Raw genomic sequence first — 18568 nt, forward strand, 5'->3', positions numbered from 1 at the left:
GTCATCAGGGCGTCAAGTGAGTCCCGAAGGCCCCCGCCGTGCCTGCGGCGGGGCCTCGCGTCATCGGGCCCGTTCGAGGACGACGACCGGGATCTGCCGGTCGGTCTTCTTCTGGTATTCGTCGTAGTCAGGCCACGTCCGGGTCATCAGCCCCCACAAGCCGGGCTTCTCCGCCTCGTCCGCCGTCCTGGCGCGGGCCTCGAACTTGTCGGCCAGCACCTGCACCTGGACGTCGGGGTTGGCCAGCAGGTTCTTGTACCAGTCGGGATGGTCGGGGTCCCCGCCCTTGGAGGCCACGACGACGTAGTCGTCCCCGTTCTGCTGGTAGATCAGCGGCGTCGTGTACGGGTTCCCCGAGTTGCGGCCTGTAGTGGTCAGCAGGAGGACGGTGGTGTTGTTCCACTCGTGTCCTTCCGCTCCGTCGGTCTCCTGATATTTCCGGACATGTTCCTTACCGAAGAGCATGCTTCCGAGTTACCCGCACCGCGCGTGATCTCACCGCTACTTCCCACGGTTCGTACGAGAAAGTCGAACCGCTGGAGCCGCGGTACTCACCACTTCCAGGGACAGAGCGGGAATGAGGGGCGGTTCTGTACGGAGCCGCGCGCCGATGAGAGCCTGGGCGCATGACCGATCCGGCCGAGACACTGGCCGCCCGCATCGAGCGGTTCGAGCAGTCCGCGGATCCCGAACTGATCTGGGATCCCGCGGCGCTGGCCGAGGCCGAGCAGGCGATGCGGGCATGCGCCGGGGACCGGTCCGACGCCGCCACCTGGCGGCTGATCGGCATCCTGCACCTGGCCCGCTACCGGCTCGACCAGCGGATCACGACGGATGCCGCCGTGGCGGGCGCCTTCTTCGCCGCCGTGGCGGTGGTCGACCCCGGGCGGCTGCCGGAGAAACTGCGCGGCTCCAAGGTGCCGCCGGGCGAGTCGGCCGGCACGTGGGCCGGGCTGGTCGAAGAGGTGTTCGGTCACGTGGACCCGGCCACGTACCGGCACGTCGGGCTGCTCATCCACGCGCTGGTCCGGCGCGCCGTGGCCCACCCCACCGTGGAGTCGGCCGACCGGCTGGAGCGGCTGCTGTTACAGCAGGCCATGCGGTCGGCGGACCCGTCCTGGGCGCCCGGGGCGCTCGCGCTGCTCGGCGGCGGGCTGGTGCGGCTGTACTCGGCGACCGGGCAGCGGGAGCTCATCGACGACGCCGTACATGTGCTGTTCAGGGCGGCCCTGGGCGCGCCAGGGGAGGCGGCCGTGCGCGGGGAGCTGGCGGCGGCGCTCGCGCTCGCGGCGCCCGACGACGCGGACCTGGTCAGGGGCTACCTGGCGGCGGCCGAGTCGGCGCCGGGCGGCCAGGACAGGTCGCAGGCGCTGCTCACGCTCGTCGACCTCACCCAGGCGCGGGCGGCCCGGTCGTGCCTGGACGACGACCTGCTGGCGTTCATCAGGGTGGGGCAGTGCGCGCTGGACTTCTGGCACGAGCAGTGGGCCCATCCGGGCGTGCTGGCGCCGTACGCCGCGGGGCTGGTGGAGTGGTACGTGGTCACGGGGGACGAGCGCTCGCTGGAGGCCGGGCAGGAGATGCTGGACGCCCTCGCGACGCCCGGCGAGACGGCGCAGCGGCTCGGCACGGACCCGCTCGTCCGGCTCCGCCTGCTCAGCGAGCGCCGCTGGCGGCGTTACGGCGCGACCGGCGACCCGGCCGACCTGGACACGGCCGTGGAGGCCATGCGCGAGGCCGCCGGCCTGGCCCCGCCCGGGCACTTCGAACGCGGCCTGTTGCTGTGGAATCTGGCGAACGCCCTGCTCAGGCGCTGCATCGTCGGCGGAGGCGACCCCGCGGAGCCGATTGCCGCCGCCCGTACGGCCCTGTCCGCCCACCCCGCCGACGACCCGGACCGTCCCAGGGCTCTGCTGCTCCTCGCCCAGGCACTCGAACGGGACCTCACCCGGGAGCACGCCGAGGAGGCGGTGGCCGCGCTGCGCGAAGCGGTGGCGGGGGGTGAAGGGCAGGCGCTCTGCGCGGAGGCGTACGGGCTGCTCGCGAAGATCCTGCTGCGGCGCGCCACGCAATCGGGCGTCGCACAGCCCCACGCCACGCCGGCGGGCGGCACGCAGCCAGGCGATGCCGCCGAGCCCGGCGGTGACCTGCGGTCCGCGGCCGGGCTGGAAACCGATGACCTGGAAGAGGCCGTGCTGGCCGCTCGCCAAGGTCTGGAGCTGGCCGCGAAGAGCTCGCGCGACCAGGCGCCCGCCCAGCGGCTGCTGTCCGAGGCCTTGCTCGCCCGCTTCTCCGCCCGGCGCGACGCCCGGGACCTGGGGGAGGCGCTGACGCTGGCCAGAGACGGCGACGCCGGCCTGCTGACCCGGCTCAGCGCCGTGCTCGACGGCCCCGGGCCGCTGCCGGTGGACGAGCAGCTCGCGCAGGCCGCGACCGACCTTGCCCTGTCGGTGCCGGACGAGAACGCGGCGCTCAAGCTGCTCCGCTACGCCGAGCGGCAGTTCGAGGCGGCAGGCGAGCGGGGCGCCTTCCTGCTCGACGTGGCGCTGCGGCTGGCCGAGCCGGGGCGCCTGGCCACCGCCAACACCGTGCTGAGCAGGGCGTCGGCCGCCTTCGCCGAGGCGGGCCGGCGCTCTCAGGTCGCCGACGCGCTGTCCAGGCAGGCAGCCAACCACGAGGAGCTCGGCGAGCTGGATCGGGCGCTGGAGGCGTACGAACGGTCGGCGGACGCCTACCGCTCGCTCGGCGACGTCCGGTCGGAGGCGCTGCAAACCAGCAGCATGGGCGCCGTCCACCTCCGGGCCGGCGACCCGGCCCGCGCCGTCGATCACCACCTGCGGGCGGTCTCTCTGTGCGCGGATGCCGGGCTGGCCGCGGAGGAAGCCGCCCATCAGGTGCGGGCGGTGGATGCCTATCTGACCGCCGGCGACCCCGGCGCCGCGCTGGCGTGCGCGTCCCGGGCCCGCGAGCTGTACCTGTCGCTCGGCGATACGGCGGCGGCCGCCAACGTATTGATCCCCGCGGCCAGGGCCGCCGTCGACCAGGGCGATCTCACCGCCGCCGTGGAGCGCATCGCCGCCTGCGCCATGGAACTGGAGGCCGCCGGGGCGTGGGAGGACGCCTGCCGGGCGCTCGACGCGCATGCCGTCCTGCTGGCCGGGCACGGCCACCGCCTGCAGGCCGCCGCCTGCGAGGCCCGGCTGGTCGAGATCGTGCGGCGCAGGGGGCAGCGGCGCGAGCCCGCCGACGAGTGGCACCGCATCGCCCGGCGCCGCCACGCCGGCGGCGACCCCGCAGGTGCCAGGGCCGCCTTCGAGCTGGCCGAACGCGAGTACGAGTCCATCGGCCACCACGACGGCTCCGGCTCCGTCCGCTACCACCTGGGCGTTCTCGCGTACACCGAGGACGACCTCGAACGGGCGCTGGAGGAGTTCCAGGCGGCGGGGGAGACGTTCGCCAGGTTGCGGGCGACCGCGAAGGAGGCGACCGCCCTGACCATGCGCGCCTCCTGCCTGGCCGCTCTGGACCGGCTGGACGACGCCCTGGCCGAGCTGGAAAGAGCGCTGGAGCTGGCCGCCGTCGAGGGCGACCTGGACGCGCTCTTCACCGCGACGCTGCACCGGGCCGTGCTCGCCGCACGGCTGGGGGAGTTCGAGGAGGCCGGGGAACGGCTGTACACGGCGCTCGGGCTGGCCGCCGCCGACCCGCTCAAGGAAGGCGTCGTACGGGACCGGCTGGCCGGGCTCGCCGCCCGTACGGGTGATCTGCGAACCCAGGTGGAGGCGCTGGAGCTGGCGGCGGCGCACTTCCGTGAGGGCGGGCAAGCCCGGCTGGCCGCCATCACCTCGATCAAGCTCGGCTTCGCGCTGGAGGAACGGGGTGAATTCCGGCGGGCCAGAGCGGCGCTGGAGGAGGGCCTGGCGGGCCTCGAAACCGGCCTCCGGCCGGGCGAGGCGCCGTTCGAGGTGATCGCGGCGACGGCGGCGACGGCGGGCGGGATGGACGCCGCGCTGCTGGCCCGGGTGGCCGCCGTCCAGCTCACCCTCGGTGACGTCGCCCGTGCCCGCGCCACGCTGGCCGAGGCGGTCACGGCGCTGCGGAGCGGCGGCGAGGAGCGGGCGGATGCGGTGGAGGACCTCGAGACCCGGCTACGCATAGAAGAGGCGGAGGCCGCAGCCGATCCACGCCTCGCGCGCGCCCTCGCCGAGCAGGCCCTCGCCCAGCTTGACCAGGCCCCCGCCGACGAAGGGCAGGCTCTCGCCAGCGCCGACACGCACGCCATGAACGGACGCGGCCCCGCCACGGCCCCTGCGGACGCGGCCGGCAGGCAGTCCCTTCTTCTCGCCAAGCTCTCCGCCTGCTGCCGCCGCCTCGGTGAGCCCGCCGCCGCCTACGGCTACGCCGCCCGCGGCTGCGAACTGCGCGACGACCGGATCGCCGAACACCTGCTCAACCTGGGAGCCGCGGCCGGCGAACTCGGCCGGGCCGAGGAGGCGATCGGGCACTTCACCAAGGCGGTGGAGTCGTCCCGAGACACGGGTTCCGTGCTCCCCGTCCAGCTCGTCCACGCGCTCAGCGAGCTCGGCCGGGCCCTGGCGGGCCAGGCCCGCTGGAGGGAGGCGGCGCGCGCCTACGACGAGGGCCTCGCCCTGACCGCCTCGCCCATCTGGCGGGCGCTGCGGGCCCCGCTACTCTCCGGCCGCGCCGGTCTCCACCTCAAGCTGGGCGAGCTGGACGAGGCGGCCGCCGCCTTCCGGGAGGCCCTGGCGATCAACGAGGAGCTGGGCGGTCGCGATGAGCTCGGGAGCGATCATGCCGACCTGGGGCTGGTTCACCTGCTGCGCGGCGAGCGGGACCGGGCCAGGCCGCTGCTCGAACGAGCGCTGGACATCGAGCGGGCGAACGGCGACGAACGCGGAATCGTGCTCGCCCTGATCATGCTCGCGCGCCTGGAGGAGCCCGCCCTGGCGGCGGCGTATCGGGAGGAGGCCGGGCGGACGGCGGCGGGCCGGGACGAGGGTGCATGGGCGCATCTCAGGGAGACGGCGGGCCGCCGTGAGGAGACAGGGCGGGCGGCGGTGTTCCTGGAGGAGGCGGTTGCCGTGGCCGGCCGGATCGGGTTCGAGGCCGGGGAGGCGATCGCGCTGGGCGGCCTCGGCGCGCTCGACCTCGCCACCGGCGACCACGCCCGCGCCCACCGGCGGCTGTCCACGGCCATCGGCCTGCTGGAGGAGCTGGGCCACGAGCCCGAGCTGCGGATCGCCCATCACCACCGGGCCGCCGCCACGGAGCACCTCGGCGACCTCTCCGGCGCACTCGCCGATGCCGGACGCGCCTGGGAACTCGGCCACGCGCCCGCCCTCGACCGGGCCATCAGGCTCGCCGTACGCCTCGGGCGCGGGACGGCGGCCTGGACGCACGTCGAACAGGCCAACGCCCGCACACTGATCGCCCAGCTCGGTCACGACGGCCGGCCCGCGCCGCCCGGTGTGCAGGCCGAACTGCTGGAAGCCGAGCAACGCGGGCTCGACGACGTGCGGGCGCTGGCGTCGGCGGCCCGCAGAACGCGCGACCCCGCCCAGGCCGCCACGCTCATCCGCCGCGCCCACGCGGCCCAGACCGGTGTGGAGGCGTTGTGGCGCCGCATGGAGCCCACCGCACCGGACTATGTGGCCATGCGCCGGGGCACCTCACCTGGCAAGCCCGATCTGGACGCCCTGGCGGCCCCAGCCCGGCCGACCGGCGGATCCGGCGCTCACCAGGAGACGGGCCCGCTGAGCGAGAACGCCGCGCGCAGTGTCGTCGGCGGCCAGGTGACCGGGCTGCTCGGCTTCCATGTCGGCGAGGACACCGTCACCGTGCTCGCCCACCGCACCGGCTGGGCCGAGCCCCGCGCCTTCCCCACCACCGCCGGCCGCGACCTGCTGGCCGACTTCACCAGGACCATCGACGGCGAACGGCCGGACCTCCTCGACGTCGCAGGCCGCCGCCACCGTCTCGGCGTGTGGCGCCACCTGGCCGACCTGCTGCTGAGCGACGCGCTCGACGCGCTCGGCGACGACGTGGACCTCCTGCACCTCTTCCCTCATCGCGAGCTGCGCCGCGTCCCCCTGCACGCCCTCGACCCCGGCGGCCGCCTGCTGCTCGAACGCTGCCCCGTGACCTACGCCCCGTCCGCCGCCGTCCTGGCCCGGCTGTCGCGACGCCCTCCGGCCGAAGACGGCCGGTCGCCGGTGCTCGCGCTCAGCCCGCGAGCGGACGCGCGTACTGAGCCGGCGGACGCGGCCGGGGAACCGTTCGTGTGGGGCATCAGGCTGGCACTCCTGCCCGCCGAAGCCAGATCCGTGCTGCTCCCGCTCTGGCCGGTCGCTCCGGAGATCACCCAGGCGCTCATGCGCGACTTCCAGGCCAGGCTGCGCGCCGGCGCGAACACGGCGCAGGCGCTGCGCGGAGCCGTGCTGGAGCTGCGCGAACTGTACGGGACCACCGAGCCCGACCTGTGGGCCGCGTACGTCCTGGTCGGCCTCGCCGACTGAACCGGTCGCGCCTCAGCGGACGCCGCGCGGGCGGAACTGGATGCTGATCCGTGGCCCGGCCGGGCGGGCGGTCTTGGGGATGGCGTGCTCCCACGTGCGCTGGCAGCTGCCGCCCATCACGATCAGGTCGCCGTGGCCGAGGTCGTGCCGGATGGAAGGGCCGCCGCCGCGCGGGCGCAGCAGCAGCGGGCGCGGACAGCCGACCGAGACGATCGCGACCATCGTGTCCTCGGTGCTCCCGCGGCCGATCGTGTCGCCGTGCCAGGCCACGCTGTCGCGCCCGTCGCGGTAGAAGCAGAGCCCGGCCGTGCGGAACGGCTCACCCAGTTCTTCGGCGTAATGAGCGTTCAGCGCCCGCCTGGCGTCTTCGAGCACCGGGTCGGGCAGAGGCTCGTCCTCGTCGTAGAACTTCAGCAGCCGGGGCACCTCGACGACCTTGTCGTACATCCGCCGCCGCTCGGCATGCCACGGCACCACCTCGGCCAGCCGCTCGAACAGCGTGTCCGCGCCCGTCAGCCAGCCCGGCCTGAAGTCGATCCAGGCACCGCGGCCCAGGTGCGTCCTGCGGACGGAGGCGTCGAGCGGGCCGATGCCGAGCTCCTCGTCGAGGCCCAGCAAAGACGCTTGGAACGAGGCTCTCATAGTCCCGAGTGTACGCCGGCTTTCAAACGCCTATTCGACTGCGGCGATGGTCGCTTTTGCCGCTGGGCCGTGCCAGGCTGGCAAGGGCCGGATACGAATGGCGTCGCCCTCGGACCGCACCGTGAGGTGAAGAGGCCACCCCCCGATTCGTCACGCGAAGGAGCAAGGCCATGCTCACCACCGACTACCTGCCAGGCGCGCCCTCCTGGATCGACGTCAGCAGCCCGGATGCCGAAAGGTCCAACACCTTCTACACCGGGCTGTTCGGCTGGCAGTCCTTCTCGCTCGGCCCCGAACACATGGACTACCGCTTCTGCCAGGTCGGCGGCAAGACGGTCGCCGGGATCGGCCAGGCCGCCGAGGACCGCCCGGCGGCCTGGCTGACGTACTTCCACACGCCCGACGCCGACGCCATCGCCAAGACGATCGAGCAGGCGGGCGGCACGATCCTGGCCGCGCCCCGCGACATCGAGGGGCAGGGGCGGATGGCGGTGTTCGCCGATCCGGCGGGGGCCGCCTTCGCTGTGTGGCAGCCGGGCGAGACCAGGGGGCTCGGCCTGGTCACCGAGCCGGGCTCGCTCGGCTGGGTCGAGCTCTACGCCCCCGACCCCGCCGCCGCCCGCGGCTTCTACACCGCGGTCTTCGGTTGGAGCGTCGAGGACATGCCGATGGGCGACACGTCCTACTCGGTGATCTCACCCGCGGGCGGCGACGAGACCTCGGCGATGGCCGGCATCGCCGAGCTCCAGCACGGCGACAGCCCGCACTGGCTGCCCTACTTCGAAGTTTCTGACTGCGACGCCACGGCGTCCATGGCGCAGCAGCTCGGCGGCACGATGCAGGCGCCTTCGATGACCGTGGAGGGGGTCGGGCGCATGGCGTTCCTGTCCGACCCGTACGGCGCCCGCTTCGCGGTCATCACCAGCTCCATGTGAGCGATGGGCCCGGCCTGCGCGGCACGCAGTCCGTACAGGCCGGGCCCCCTCCCCGCGCCGAGCCGGGCCGCCACATCGATGGATTCCCGGCTCTGGCACCTTCGGCAACGAACTTCCCCTGAGCCGACGCTCCTAACAAGCGTTCTCCTGTAACGTCTTGTTCGTGTTATCCCGTTACATGGTGGGCGCCGTCGCCGCCCGCACCGGAGACGAGATGTCCGGGCCCGCACTCCTGGTCACGGGATTGGCCGTCACGGGCTCCCCTCTGGTGGCGTCCTGGCTGCTGGCCGGGCTGACCGTCTCCGCGGCCGTCGGCGGTCCGCTGCTCGGCGTGCTGCTGGACCGGGCGCGCCGGCCGGGGCGGCTGCTGGCCTGGTCCCTGTCCGGGTACGCTGCCGGGCTCCTGCTGGTCTGGTACGGCCTCGGCCGGGCGCCGGAGGCGGCCCTGATCGCGGTGGCCGTCGCGGCCGGCCTGCTGGGGCCCGCGCTGACCGGCGGGTGGACGGCGCAACTGCCCCTGGTGGCCGGGACCGAGCGCTTGAACAGGGCGAACGCGCTCGACTCCATGAGCTACAACGTGGCCGGGCTGGCCGGTCCCGCCCTCGTGGGCGTGGTGGCGACCACGATCGGCGGCGACGCGGCGGTGCTGATGTGCGCGGGCCTGCTCCTCGCCGCCCTGCCCGCCGCGCTGACCCTGCCGTCACGCGACGAGACCGGCGACCGTACCGTCCGGCAGGAGATCGCCGCGGGGTTCGCCGTCATCGCCGGCAACGGGCCGTTGCGGCGGGCGACCGCCGGTTCGATGATCTCGTGTGCGGGGCTGGCCATGCTGATCGTCTCCGCGCCCGTGCTCGGCGCCCGGCTCACCGGCGAGAGCGGGCACGGCGCGCTGCTCCTGGCCGTCGCCGCCGCCTCCGGGCTGGCCGCGAACGCGCTGCTGGCCGCCCGCCGGGCACCGCGCTGGGACGCGGTGCTGGTGTGGGGGACGGCGGTGCTGGGTGCGGGGATGGCACTGGCCGCCGTGTCCTGGTCGTTCTGGATCGCCGTGACCGCGGCCGCCGTCGCAGGGGCGGGCCAGGGCCCGCAGCTGACCGCGCTGTTCTCGGTACGGCACCGCGAGGCGCCCGCCCGTCTGCGCAGCCAGGTGTTCACCACGGGCGCCAGCGTCAAGATCACCTCGTTCGCCGCCGGGGCCGCGCTGGCCGGGCCGCTGGCGGCTCACTCGGCCGGGGCGGCCCTGCTGGCGGGCGCGGCGCTGCAGGCGGCGGCCGTGGCCGTGCTCGTCAAACGGCCCGTGAACGGTGGGCCGCCACGCGCTCGCGGGTGGCGCAGCGGGAGCTGCAGTAGCGTCGCGGGCTGCCGCCGCCCAAGTCCATGAACGGCCGCCCGCAGCTCGCCGAGGCGCAAAGACCGCCGGGAACGCGCTGATGGTCGGCCAGCAGCACGGCCAGCGCCAGCGCCGACGAGGCGAGGAACCACTCCGCCCACGGCGCGTCGTCGGCGCTGTCGACGTGCAGGTGCCAGCTCGTCGTGCCCCCGTGACTGGTCAGCCGGGGTGCCCGCGCCGCCCCGGCGAGCAGCCCGTTGAGCCGGGCGGCCGCCTCGCCGGCGGTCGGCGCGCCCAGCACCTCGCTGAGCCGCGCCGCCGCCGCCCGCATCGCCATGACGTCTTCCTCGCCGAGATCGAGGTCGCCGGTCTCGCCGTGGGCGCGCAGCACCCGCGACACCGACTCGATCGACGGCTGCTCGTGCAGCAGCGCCACGCACAGGTCGACGGCCCGCACGGCCATCGCCTTGGTCGAGTGAACCTCCACCCGAGCAGCGTATTGCGCGGAACCTGCCGGCCACAGATCAGCCGCGGCTCGCCAGCAGCTCGGCCACGTCCCCGTGCGCGCCTCGAACTCCCATGCGCGGGCCCCACCAGCGCGGGATCAGCTCCGGGTCGGTGATCGCCCATTCGTCAAGAGAGGGCGGCCGCGTCAGAGCGGGCGGCGGCCCGCGAAACCCAGGTCCGTACGGTGATACCAGGCGAGCTCCGGCTCGCCTTCGAGCCAGCACAGCCGGACCGACACCCCGTCGAGCACCGCCGGGAAGTCGATCAGCACCGGCGCGATGCCCTTCACCTCGATCCCCTGCCCGGTCCACCCGCTGATGATCTCCTCGATGCGGGCTTCCAGGGCCTTCATCTCGGGGATGCCGCCGAGCGGGGAGCCGCCCCGGACGTGCCGGTCCAGGGCGATCTCGGCCAGGTCGGCGCGGGCGGCGATCAGCTCGCGGGCGTCCTCGATGACATCGGGCAGCAGGGCGCGGGCCTCGTCGAGGGTGAAGATCCGGTCGTCCATCCCCGAACGCTAGCGGTTCGGCTCGTACGCTTGGACGAGCAACTTCTCGGCGTGGTCCAGATAGTCGTCCAGATAGGCCGCCGCCTCGTCGGGCCGGCCCGCCTCGATCAGGCCGAGCAGGGTGCGGTTGCGGTCCACGAACGGCTCGTGGAATTCCCGCGGATTGTCCATCACGTGGAAGACCAGTCGCAGCTCGGCCAGCAGTTGCCGCATCGTCTCGTCCAGCCGCGGGCTGTCGTTCAGCGTCACGAGCGCCTGGTGGAAGCGGATGTTGGCGGTGCCGACCCGCTGCCAGTCGTCCTGTTCGGCGGCCCGCTCGGCGTCCCGCACCGCTTCCCTTATCACCGTCATGGCCTGCTCGGACGGGCGCCGCCGCACCGCCGCGCCTTCGAGCACGCGGCGCACCCGATAGAGGTCGAGCGCGTCCTCGACGGACGGCAGGCGGACGAACACGCCCCTGTTGAGCTTGTGCTCGAGCAGTCCCTCGTGGCCGAGCAGCCGGAACGCCTCGCGCAGCGTGTTGCGCGACACGCCGAGCGCCTCCGAGATCGACTCCTCCGACAATCGCTGGCCGGGACGGAAGAAGCCCTCGCTGATGCGGTCGCGCAGAATGTCGGCCACCCGCTCGGCCGTGCTGCTGCGTCCCAGGCGGGGCCGGTCCTGGGAGAGGTCAGCGACGACGTTGTTCACATTCGCCAGGGAATCATGGAGCAAACCTCTTGTCTAATTGTTCAACGATTCTTATGTTGAAATGGTCCCCCTAGACAACCAAGGGAGCATCCGATGTCAGGCTCCACGCAACAGACCCGGCGGGTGATCCTCGCCAGCCTGATCGGCACGTCGCTGGAGTGGTACGACTTCTTCCTCTACACCACGGCCGCGACCCTGGTCTTCCCCAAGCTGTTCTTCCCGTCCCTCGACCCGTTCAACGCGACGCTGGCGTCGCTGGCCACCAACGCCGTGGCGTTCGTCGCCCGGCCGCTGGGAGGCATCGTGTTCGGCCACTTCGGCGACCGGGCCGGCCGCAAGACCGTGCTGGTGGTGACGCTGCTGGTGATGGGCGTCTCGACGTTCCTCATCGGCGTGCTGCCCGGCTACGCGAGCGTCGGCGTGGCCGCGCCGATCCTGCTGGCGCTGCTCAGATTCGTGCAGGGCCTGGGGCTCGGCGGCGAGTGGGGCGGCGCGGTGATCATGTCGCTGGAGCACGGCGACAGCCGGCGGCGCGGCTTCAACGCCAGCTGGCCGCAGGTCGGCGTGCCCGCCGGGTACGTGCTGGCCACCGGGCTGCTGACGCTCCTGTCGTTCGCGCAGTCGGACGCGGCGTTCCTGTCGTGGGGCTGGCGGGTGCCGTTCCTGCTGTCGGGCGCCCTGGTGTTCGTGGGCCTGTGGGTGCGGCTGAAGATCACCGAGTCGCCGCTGTTCGCCCAGGTCGAGCAGCACGGGGCCAAGGCGAAGATGCCGCTGCTCGAAGTCCTGCGTACGCACCCGCGCGCGCTGCTGTCCGCCTTCACCGCGCGGATCGGGGTGGACGTGGCCTTCTACACCTTCACCGCGTACATCATCGTCTACATCACCGGGCAGCTGGGCCTGCCGCGCTCGTACGCGCTGAACGCGGTCCTCATCGGCTCGGCGCTGCAGCTCGTGCTCATCCCGCTGTTCGGGGCGCTGTCGGACCGGGTGGGCAGGCGCCCCGTCTACCTCGCGGGCGTGGTGGGCGCGGCGGTGTGGGTGTTCGCCTTCTTCCCGCTGCTCGACACGAAATCCTTCCCGCTGATCGCGCTGGCGGCCGTCGTCGCGCTGATCACGCACGCCGCGATGTACGGGCCGCAGGCCGCGTTCATCGCCGAGCTGTTCAGCACGCGCCTGCGCTACAGCGGCGCCTCGATGGGCTACCAGGTGGCCGGCATCGTCGGCGGCGCGCTGGCGCCCATCATCGCGCTCCAGCTGTTCGGGACGTACCAGAGCACGGTGGCGGTGTCGATCTACGTGGTCGTCGCCCTGGCGGTCACCGCCCTGGGCCTGGCCATCGCGCCGGAGACCCGAGACCTCGACATCGCCGCCGAGCCCGAGCCCGCTCCGAGCCCCAGGCAGCCCGGCCCGGTCGGGCCGTTCGCCTGAACTCCTCTCGTCCGCCGCGAAAAACCGCGGGCGGCGGCTGCCAACGCCGCCCGCGCGGAAGGGTAAGGATGCGACACAGATGAGAATCGCCCTGGGCGTCATCGCCGCGCTGATCGCCGTCCCCCTCCTCATCGGAGGCGTGGGAGGCTTGGAAACCACCGACGGCGGCCAGGTCGCCGTCATCCGCGACGGCGGCCCGTTCGACGACACCAAAGTACGCCAGGTGATCGACCCCGGATCCGGCCTGACGTGGACCGGCATGTGGTCGTCCACCCACCTCTACCCGGCGCAGCAGCGCTTCTACACGATCACCGCCGACGCCAAGCGGGCCACCACGCTCGGCGTGGACGTGGTCACGGTGCCCAGCAGCGACGGCGTGAACCTCGGCATCGAAGGCACCCTCTACTTCACGCTCAACCTCGATCACGAGACCCTGAAGACGTTCGACGACAAATACGGCACCCGTACCTTCCGTTCCCAGGACGACCGGTCGCTGTATGCCTGGGACGGCGACGACGGCTGGTCGGCGTTCTTCGGCCAGGCCGTCCGGCCGGTGATCGACAACGCGCTGCGCGGCCAGCTCGGCGCCAGGCGCTGCGCCGAGCTGGTGCCCTCCTGCTCGCTGCTGGAGAGCACCGGCCTCAAGCCGCAGGACAGCAACGCCAGCATCGCCAAGGTGCAGGACGCGGTCAACGCCTCGCTGGCCCGCGACCTGCCGGCCACGCTGGGCGGCGACTTCTTCACCGGGCTGCGGTTCACGCTGGTCAAGGTGACGCTGCCGGCAGAGGTGCAGCGGGCGGTCGACCGCTCGCTGGCCGCCTCCGCGGCCGTCTCCGAGGCCCAGGCGAAGGTCGCCCAGGCCAAGGCCGAGGCGGAGGCGAACCGGGCCAGGCAGGACGGCTACGACAAGTGTCCCGCCTGCGCCGAGATCGAGAAGCTCAAGTCGCTGCCCCAGGGCATCACCGTGTACGCCCCGGGCAACCCGCAGTCGGTGGTCATACCGTCACGTTGATTTCACCGGACGGTCCTGGACTGTCGCTCCAGAACGCGTTTCTCATAGCCGCTCCCCGTTCCGCTTTGTCCGGACAAGTCAACGTTTCATGCGATCACTATGTGATCTCTATCACAGGGCCCGCGTTGTGACGGAATCGCCATCTATTTGCGGAACAAGGCCCACCGAATAGGCATAAACTGCGCGCCTGTGAGCCTGCCTGTACGTGAACGTTCCCCCCGGCCGGGCGGCGGCCGCCACCGCCGCCCCGTGCCCACGTCCCTCCCGCCGGAGGCCCCGGTGCTCGTGCTCGCCACCCCCGGCAGCACCGCCGGCGTGGCCGAGGAGATCGCGGACGTGGTACGCGTCGACAACCCGCAGATCGAGGTGCTCCTGACGAGCGTCAACGACCTGGCGGACGTCCTGCCCGCCGACCGCGACGCCGTCGTCGTCCCCCTGCTCACCTGGGAAGACCCCGTCGTCATGGCGGAGATCGGCAAGGCCGTCGTGGCCACCGGCTCGGGCGCCGTGGTCACCGACGCGCTCGGCCCGCACCCGCTGCTGGCCGAGGCGCTGCACATCAGGCTGGCCGAGCGCGGCCTGGCCAGGGCCGACCGGGTACGCCTGCTGAACGTCTCCAGCCCCGTGGACGCCGTCATCCTCGGCACGGTCGGCGGTGCGCGCGCGGTACGCGCGATGCAGGCCACCGCGGTGCTGCTGGCCTCCAGGCTCACGCTGCCCGTGGTCGCCGCCTCGCTCGACAGCGACCCCGGCGTCAGCGTCGCGGCCCAGCGGCTGCGTGCCGCGGGCGCGGTACGGCTGGCGATCGCCCCATGCATGATCGGCCACGAGGCGGCGCCGGACGCCGTCGAGCAGGCCGCCGCCGAGATCAACGCCGGGCACGCGGCGCCGCTCGGCTCGCACGGCATCGTCGCCGAACTTGTCGCGCGAGCCTACGGGAGTCAGCTCGCGACTTGACAGGCCGGTCTTGTTGAGATCGTGAGACACGCGCTACCTTCTGCGCATGCGGCGCGTGGTGTGCAAGGGCGAACGACTCTGCCTCCGTGACGTCACAGAGGCCGACGTGGTCGCCTTGCACGCCATTTACGGCGATGCCACCGTGACCCAGCACATGCCGTTCGCCCCGCGCAGCCTGGAGGAAGTGGCCCGGCTCGTCGACCAGGCCGTCGAGGCGGCCGCCGCCGAGCCGCGCCTGCTCTACGTGCTGGCCGTGGTCGACGCCGAGCGCCACGACGTGATCGGAGTGGCCCGCCTGCACGTCGAGGCCGGCCACCCGCACAGCGCGGAGATCGGCTTCGGCATCCATCCCCACCATTGGGGGCGCGGCGTCGGCACGGACCTCGTACGGATGCTGCTGTCCTTCGGGTTCAAGCAGCTCGGGCTGCACCGCATCTGGGGCGCCCGCGCCCCGGCCAACCTGCCCGCCCAGCTCGCGATGCTGACGGCGGGCATGGTGGAGGAGGGCCGCATCCGGCACCACGTGCACACGCCGCACGGCTGGCGCGACTCGATCGTGCACTCGGCGATCGAGGACGAATGGACCGAGCGTTAGCCGCGCCGGCCCTCCAGGACCAGAGCGGCGACCTCCTCGATGGTGCCGTGGGTGCCGTCCACGGTGTAGTCCGCCACCTGCGCCGCGTCGAGGATCGCGGCCAGCTCGCCCGACCTGCTGAGATGCCAGTCGAGCTCCTCGGGGTCGTGCACGTGCCGCCCGGCGAGCCGCCGGTGCACCTCGGGGAGCGCGACATGGATCCGGCAGACCGTGAGGGGCATGCCGAGCGTCTCCTCGTAGCGGCGGCGCTCGGTGCGGTCCTCGATGACCCCGGCGAGCACCAGTCGCTTGGCGCCCGTGTCGAGGAAACCGGCCGCGACGGCACGCAGGTTGCGCAGGGTCAGCGCGACGTGGAACGGGTCGTCCGGCGGCGCGGGCCAGGCGCGGCACAGCCAGTCGAGGTCGATGACCGCGTGCGGCACGCCCGCCGCGGCCAGCAGGCCGCCCACGGCGTCGGCGACGGAGGTCTTGCCCGCGCCCACGGTGCCGGTGATCAGAAGCGCCTCAGCCACGCCTGCGATCTTACCGGCCTGACAGGGACCAGCTCGGACAGGTGCCCGCCCGGGAACGGGGCCGACGTCGGCCCGGCGCGGACCGGACCGGTCGCCAGCGGACCCCGGCGTCGATCCGGCGGCACGCCGTTCGCGGGGAGGAGCATGCCCGGCGGTGGGCCCGGGCGGGCCGTCGTGGCGGCGCGGGAGAGGGACCGGTGTGGCGGGTCGAGGAATTGTCGGTCGCACGTCCTACGATGAGGCACCTCACGGAGGGATGGCCACATGCTGGACGCGCTGATCGTGCCCTTGTTCGTCACGACGGACCTGCCGCCCGAGGCCGAGCTGGCCGGGTTCGGGGAGCTGCTCGCCGGGACGGCGCGCATGCTGGGGCGCGAGGGCGCCGGCTATGAGGCGTTCCTCGCGGGCAAGGTGTTCTGGCTGGACCGGCCCGTGCTCCCGGAGCAGCGCCCGGCGGCCGAGGGGGAGCTGCGCTTCGCCGGGATGCTGGGCTATCTCGCCGCCTCCGGCCCCGGCCACACGGCCCGGGATGTGGTCTGCGACCTGCGGCGGGCCATCGGCGCGGCGGTGGCCGACCGCTACGGGGACGTGGGCGTGGCGCCGGCCGTGTTCGCCATCCGCGACCAGGACGTACGCGAGCGCACGCCCGACGCCGCCCTCTACGTCGACACGCGTGATGCGGCGGCCGAGCTGGTGAGCGCCACCAAGGCGTATCTCTGAGCGGCCGGGTCCCCGGACATCGGGGACCCGTGGACACCAGGGGCTACTTCAGCCTCAGCCTGGCGAGCCGGCCCTGCTCGCCCGCCGCCCAGCACGCCCCGTCGCGCGCGCACGACACCGTGTCGAAGGACCCGCTGTCGAACGTCTCCCAGGTCCGCCCGCCCGAATACGTCACATCGCTCCCGGACGGCCCCACCGCGACGGCCGCGAACGGCGGGTACGGCAGCCAGGTCACCCCGGACCGATACGCGGGAGGCGGCGTGCCGGCGGCCTGCCAGGTGGCCCCGCCGTCCCTGCTCACCGCCCCCGCACTGGGCGACTGCTGCTCGGGCCGGTAGTCCCCGCCCACGGCGATGCCCCGGTGCGGGTCGCGGAAGGCCAGCCCGAACACGCCTCGCGCCGGGTCACCGGCCGGGATCGGGGTGTCGGCCACCGTCCACGTACGCCCGCGATCACCCGAGTGGAACACCCGCGACCGCTCCGCACCGCCGCCGGCCAGCCACACGTCCCGGCCGCCCGCGGTGACCAGGCACTGGCCACTGGCCGCGAACCCGGCCTCGCCCGGCAGCGCCTCGGGCATGCCGTCGGAGGGCAGGACCCGCCAGCTCCGCCCGCCGTCCTCGGTGGCCAGGATCCGGAATCTGCCGTCCACCGGATCGCTCATGGCCAGCCCGTGCCGCCGGTCGAAGAAGGCCAGGCAGTCGTAGAAGGCGCGGGGCTCGTCGTTCCTGAACGTCTCCGTCCACGTACGCCCGCCGTCCTCGGTCCGGTAGACCCGCGAATCCGTGCCTTCGCCGATGGACAGGGCCACGGCCCGGTGCGCGTCGAACGCCTCGATGTCGCGGAACTGCAGCTCGGCGGTGCCGGGCGGCGAGACGTTCTGCCAGCTCCGCCCGCCGTCCACGGTCCTCAGCACGGTGCCGCCCGAGCCCGAGGCCCAGACCACGTCGCGGCTGACGGGCGACAGGCCGCGCAGGCGCGCGGTGACCCCGGTCTCCTTGAGGTCCCAGCCGAGCTCGGGCGGGCCGGCGTGGGCGGGGAGCGGGGCGGCCAGGACGAGGGCCGCTGACAGCGCGCTCAACGCGATTCGAAGCTTCATGTCGGGCAAACTAACCCAAGAGATCAACACCGTCCATGGCCGCCTCGCTCACGTCCGGTCGCGGGGCATGCCCGGCCGAGCTGTGCCGGTCAGGCGGACTGGCGGCCGGCGCCCCAGGTCAGCAGGGCCTCGGCCGTGGCGAAGCGGCGGCTGGAGACCGACTCGCCGAGCACTATGCCGACCAGGCGCCGCCCGTCCTGCTCGCCCGCGAACGCCAGGCAAAAACCCGCCGCCCCGGTGAAGCCGGTCTTCAGCCCGATGGCGCCCGGCGTGGTGCGCAGCAGCTTGTTGGTGTTGCGCCAGTCGTACGAGCGGTGTTCGGGGGTCGCGTCGAGCGAGTAGTTCGAGGTGCCGGCCGCTTCCTTGATCAGCGGCACCTGCAGGGCCTTGGCGGCCAGCACGGCCTGGTCCTTCGCCGTGGAGTAGCCGTCGCCGCCCGGCATCGGCAGCCCGTCGGCGTTGACGTACCGGGTGTCGTTCATGCCCAGCTCGCGGGCGGTCGCGTTCATCTTGGCGACGAAGCCGTCGACACCGGGGCCGTACGTGCGGGCCAGGGCGTGGGCGGCGTCGGCCCCCGAGGGCAGCATCAGGCCGTACAGGAGCTCGCCGACCGTGAGGCGGTCGCCGGGGCGCAGGTCAGCGGTGGTGCCGCCGCCGTCCTCGGCGTACTGGACGTCCGCGGGGGCGATCTTGACCACGTCCGTCGGCTTGGCGGTCTTCAGCAGGACATACGCGGTCATCGTCTTGGTGAGGCTGGCGATCGGCATACGCTCGGTGTCGTCCTTGCTGAACAGGACTTCGCCGGACGAGGCGTCCATCAAATAGGCCGCGCGGCCGTACACGGCGGGGGCGTCGACGGCGACGGAAGCGACCGCCTGCGGGGCCTGAACCTCCGCGTACGCGGGCGCGGCCACGCCTGTGACCAGGGCAAGTGCGCCGGCCACGAGGGCCAGTCGAGCATTCCGGTTACGCATGGTCACCAGGCTGCACCGAACTTTGGGGTGCGTTTGACGAAATAGGAGTCATTCCGTGACAAACGGCTCAGAAATGCCGATATGGCGGGAGAAAATCGCAGGTAAATCTTTTGGTGGAGATGCCGG

Annotated in this window: 16 protein-coding genes; 8 read left to right on the top strand and 8 right to left on the bottom strand. The window is 73.1% G+C overall.

Annotated elements, in window-relative coordinates; translation table 11 throughout:
- Nucleotides 1–60: 60 nt before the first annotated feature.
- Nucleotides 61–465, bottom strand: coding sequence for a nitroreductase family deazaflavin-dependent oxidoreductase (locus tag ACTMTI_RS34985; RefSeq protein WP_441124950.1), 405 nt, complete (start codon nucleotides 463–465; stop codon nucleotides 61–63).
- A gap of 161 nt (nucleotides 466–626) precedes the next feature.
- Between ACTMTI_RS34985 and ACTMTI_RS34990 the strand changes: the two genes are divergently transcribed.
- On the top strand, nucleotides 627–6536 hold the full coding sequence (locus ACTMTI_RS34990) for a tetratricopeptide repeat protein (protein WP_441124951.1): 5910 nt from the start codon (nucleotides 627–629) through the stop codon (nucleotides 6534–6536).
- Nucleotides 6537–6548: 12 nt separating this feature from the next.
- On the opposite strand, the gene ACTMTI_RS34995 is transcribed toward ACTMTI_RS34990, so the two are convergent.
- Nucleotides 6549–7178 (bottom strand): alpha-ketoglutarate-dependent dioxygenase AlkB, encoded by a 630-nt coding sequence (locus ACTMTI_RS34995; protein ID WP_441124952.1) that lies wholly within the window; start codon nucleotides 7176–7178, stop codon nucleotides 6549–6551.
- Between the two features lie 170 nt (nucleotides 7179–7348).
- Between ACTMTI_RS34995 and ACTMTI_RS35000 the strand changes: the two genes are divergently transcribed.
- Nucleotides 7349–8113 carry a VOC family protein gene (locus ACTMTI_RS35000; protein WP_441124953.1) on the top strand — a complete coding sequence of 255 codons (765 nt, stop codon included), beginning with the start codon at nucleotides 7349–7351 and terminating at the stop codon, nucleotides 8111–8113.
- Nucleotides 8114–8276: 163 nt separating this feature from the next.
- Nucleotides 8277–9491 carry an MFS transporter gene (locus ACTMTI_RS35005; protein WP_441124954.1) on the top strand — a complete coding sequence of 405 codons (1215 nt, stop codon included), beginning with the start codon at nucleotides 8277–8279 and terminating at the stop codon, nucleotides 9489–9491.
- On the opposite strand, the gene ACTMTI_RS35010 is transcribed toward ACTMTI_RS35005, so the two are convergent.
- From ACTMTI_RS35010 to ACTMTI_RS35020, 3 genes are all read right to left on the bottom strand, one after another.
- Complete coding sequence (locus ACTMTI_RS35010; RefSeq protein WP_441124955.1) at nucleotides 9397–9927, bottom strand: CGNR zinc finger domain-containing protein; 531 nt, start codon at nucleotides 9925–9927, stop codon at nucleotides 9397–9399. The genes ACTMTI_RS35005 and ACTMTI_RS35010 overlap by 95 nt on opposite strands.
- 165 nt (nucleotides 9928–10092) lie before the next feature.
- The gene (locus ACTMTI_RS35015) at nucleotides 10093–10455 is read right to left on the bottom strand and encodes a DUF2203 domain-containing protein (protein WP_441124956.1); all 363 of its coding nucleotides are present in this window, start codon (nucleotides 10453–10455) and stop codon (nucleotides 10093–10095) included.
- 9 nt (nucleotides 10456–10464) lie between these two features.
- A complete protein-coding gene (locus ACTMTI_RS35020) occupies nucleotides 10465–11145 on the bottom strand; it encodes a GntR family transcriptional regulator (RefSeq protein WP_441124957.1) in 681 nt (226 codons plus the stop codon).
- A gap of 93 nt (nucleotides 11146–11238) precedes the next feature.
- Here ACTMTI_RS35020 and ACTMTI_RS35025 point away from each other — a divergent pair, with 93 nt between their 5' ends.
- From ACTMTI_RS35025 to ACTMTI_RS35040, 4 genes are all read left to right on the top strand, one after another.
- Nucleotides 11239–12573, top strand: a complete 1335-nt coding sequence (locus ACTMTI_RS35025) for an MFS transporter (RefSeq protein WP_441124958.1) — start codon at nucleotides 11239–11241, stop codon at nucleotides 12571–12573.
- Between the two features lie 79 nt (nucleotides 12574–12652).
- Entirely contained in the window at nucleotides 12653–13585 is a 933-nt protein-coding gene (locus ACTMTI_RS35030) for an SPFH domain-containing protein (RefSeq protein WP_441124959.1), read from the top strand.
- A gap of 189 nt (nucleotides 13586–13774) precedes the next feature.
- Nucleotides 13775–14542, top strand: a complete 768-nt coding sequence (locus ACTMTI_RS35035; RefSeq protein WP_441124960.1) for a sirohydrochlorin chelatase — start codon at nucleotides 13775–13777, stop codon at nucleotides 14540–14542.
- 46 nt (nucleotides 14543–14588) lie between these two features.
- On the top strand, nucleotides 14589–15137 hold the full coding sequence (locus tag ACTMTI_RS35040; RefSeq protein WP_441124961.1) for a GNAT family N-acetyltransferase: 549 nt from the start codon (nucleotides 14589–14591) through the stop codon (nucleotides 15135–15137).
- Here the strand turns inward: ACTMTI_RS35040 and ACTMTI_RS35045 are convergent.
- Entirely contained in the window at nucleotides 15134–15649 is a 516-nt protein-coding gene (locus ACTMTI_RS35045; RefSeq protein WP_441124962.1) for a hypothetical protein, read from the bottom strand. The genes ACTMTI_RS35040 and ACTMTI_RS35045 overlap by 4 nt on opposite strands.
- Before the next feature lie 264 nt (nucleotides 15650–15913).
- On the opposite strand from ACTMTI_RS35045, the gene ACTMTI_RS35050 reads away from it, so the two are divergent.
- Nucleotides 15914–16369, top strand: a complete 456-nt coding sequence (locus ACTMTI_RS35050) for a hypothetical protein (RefSeq protein ID WP_441124963.1) — start codon at nucleotides 15914–15916, stop codon at nucleotides 16367–16369.
- A 43-nt stretch (nucleotides 16370–16412) separates the two neighbouring features.
- Here the strand turns inward: ACTMTI_RS35050 and ACTMTI_RS35055 are convergent, their stop codons facing one another.
- Nucleotides 16413–17468: a WD40/YVTN/BNR-like repeat-containing protein gene (locus ACTMTI_RS35055; protein ID WP_441124964.1), complete on the bottom strand. Its 1056-nt coding sequence runs from the start codon at nucleotides 17466–17468 to the stop codon at nucleotides 16413–16415.
- Nucleotides 17469–17557: 89 nt separating this feature from the next.
- Nucleotides 17558–18442 (bottom strand): D-alanyl-D-alanine carboxypeptidase family protein, encoded by an 885-nt coding sequence (locus ACTMTI_RS35060; RefSeq protein WP_441124965.1) that lies wholly within the window; start codon nucleotides 18440–18442, stop codon nucleotides 17558–17560.
- Between the last annotated feature and the right edge of the window lie 126 nt (nucleotides 18443–18568).

This window comes from Nonomuraea sp. H19, from assembly GCF_052068215.1.
In the GTDB taxonomy this organism is placed as follows: Bacteria; Actinomycetota; Actinomycetes; order Streptosporangiales; family Streptosporangiaceae; genus Nonomuraea.

What these genes read in the sequence shown, in the direction of transcription:
- ACTMTI_RS34985 (WP_441124950.1), bottom strand. Translation starts at nt 465, where the DNA reads ATGCTCTTCGGTAAGGAACATGTCCGGAAATATCAGGAGACCGACGGA.
- ACTMTI_RS34990 (WP_441124951.1), top strand. Translation starts at nt 627, where the DNA reads ATGACCGATCCGGCCGAGACACTGGCCGCCCGCATCGAGCGGTTCGAG.
- ACTMTI_RS34995 (WP_441124952.1), bottom strand. Translation starts at nt 7,178, where the DNA reads ATGAGAGCCTCGTTCCAAGCGTCTTTGCTGGGCCTCGACGAGGAGCTC.
- ACTMTI_RS35000 (WP_441124953.1), top strand. Translation starts at nt 7,349, where the DNA reads ATGCTCACCACCGACTACCTGCCAGGCGCGCCCTCCTGGATCGACGTC.
- ACTMTI_RS35015 (WP_441124956.1), bottom strand. Translation starts at nt 10,455, where the DNA reads ATGGACGACCGGATCTTCACCCTCGACGAGGCCCGCGCCCTGCTGCCC.
- ACTMTI_RS35025 (WP_441124958.1), top strand. Translation starts at nt 11,239, where the DNA reads ATGTCAGGCTCCACGCAACAGACCCGGCGGGTGATCCTCGCCAGCCTG.
- ACTMTI_RS35030 (WP_441124959.1), top strand. Translation starts at nt 12,653, where the DNA reads ATGAGAATCGCCCTGGGCGTCATCGCCGCGCTGATCGCCGTCCCCCTC.
- ACTMTI_RS35040 (WP_441124961.1), top strand. Translation starts at nt 14,589, where the DNA reads ATGCGGCGCGTGGTGTGCAAGGGCGAACGACTCTGCCTCCGTGACGTC.
- ACTMTI_RS35050 (WP_441124963.1), top strand. Translation starts at nt 15,914, where the DNA reads ATGCTGGACGCGCTGATCGTGCCCTTGTTCGTCACGACGGACCTGCCG.
- ACTMTI_RS35055 (WP_441124964.1), bottom strand. Translation starts at nt 17,468, where the DNA reads ATGAAGCTTCGAATCGCGTTGAGCGCGCTGTCAGCGGCCCTCGTCCTG.
- ACTMTI_RS35060 (WP_441124965.1), bottom strand. Translation starts at nt 18,442, where the DNA reads ATGCGTAACCGGAATGCTCGACTGGCCCTCGTGGCCGGCGCACTTGCC.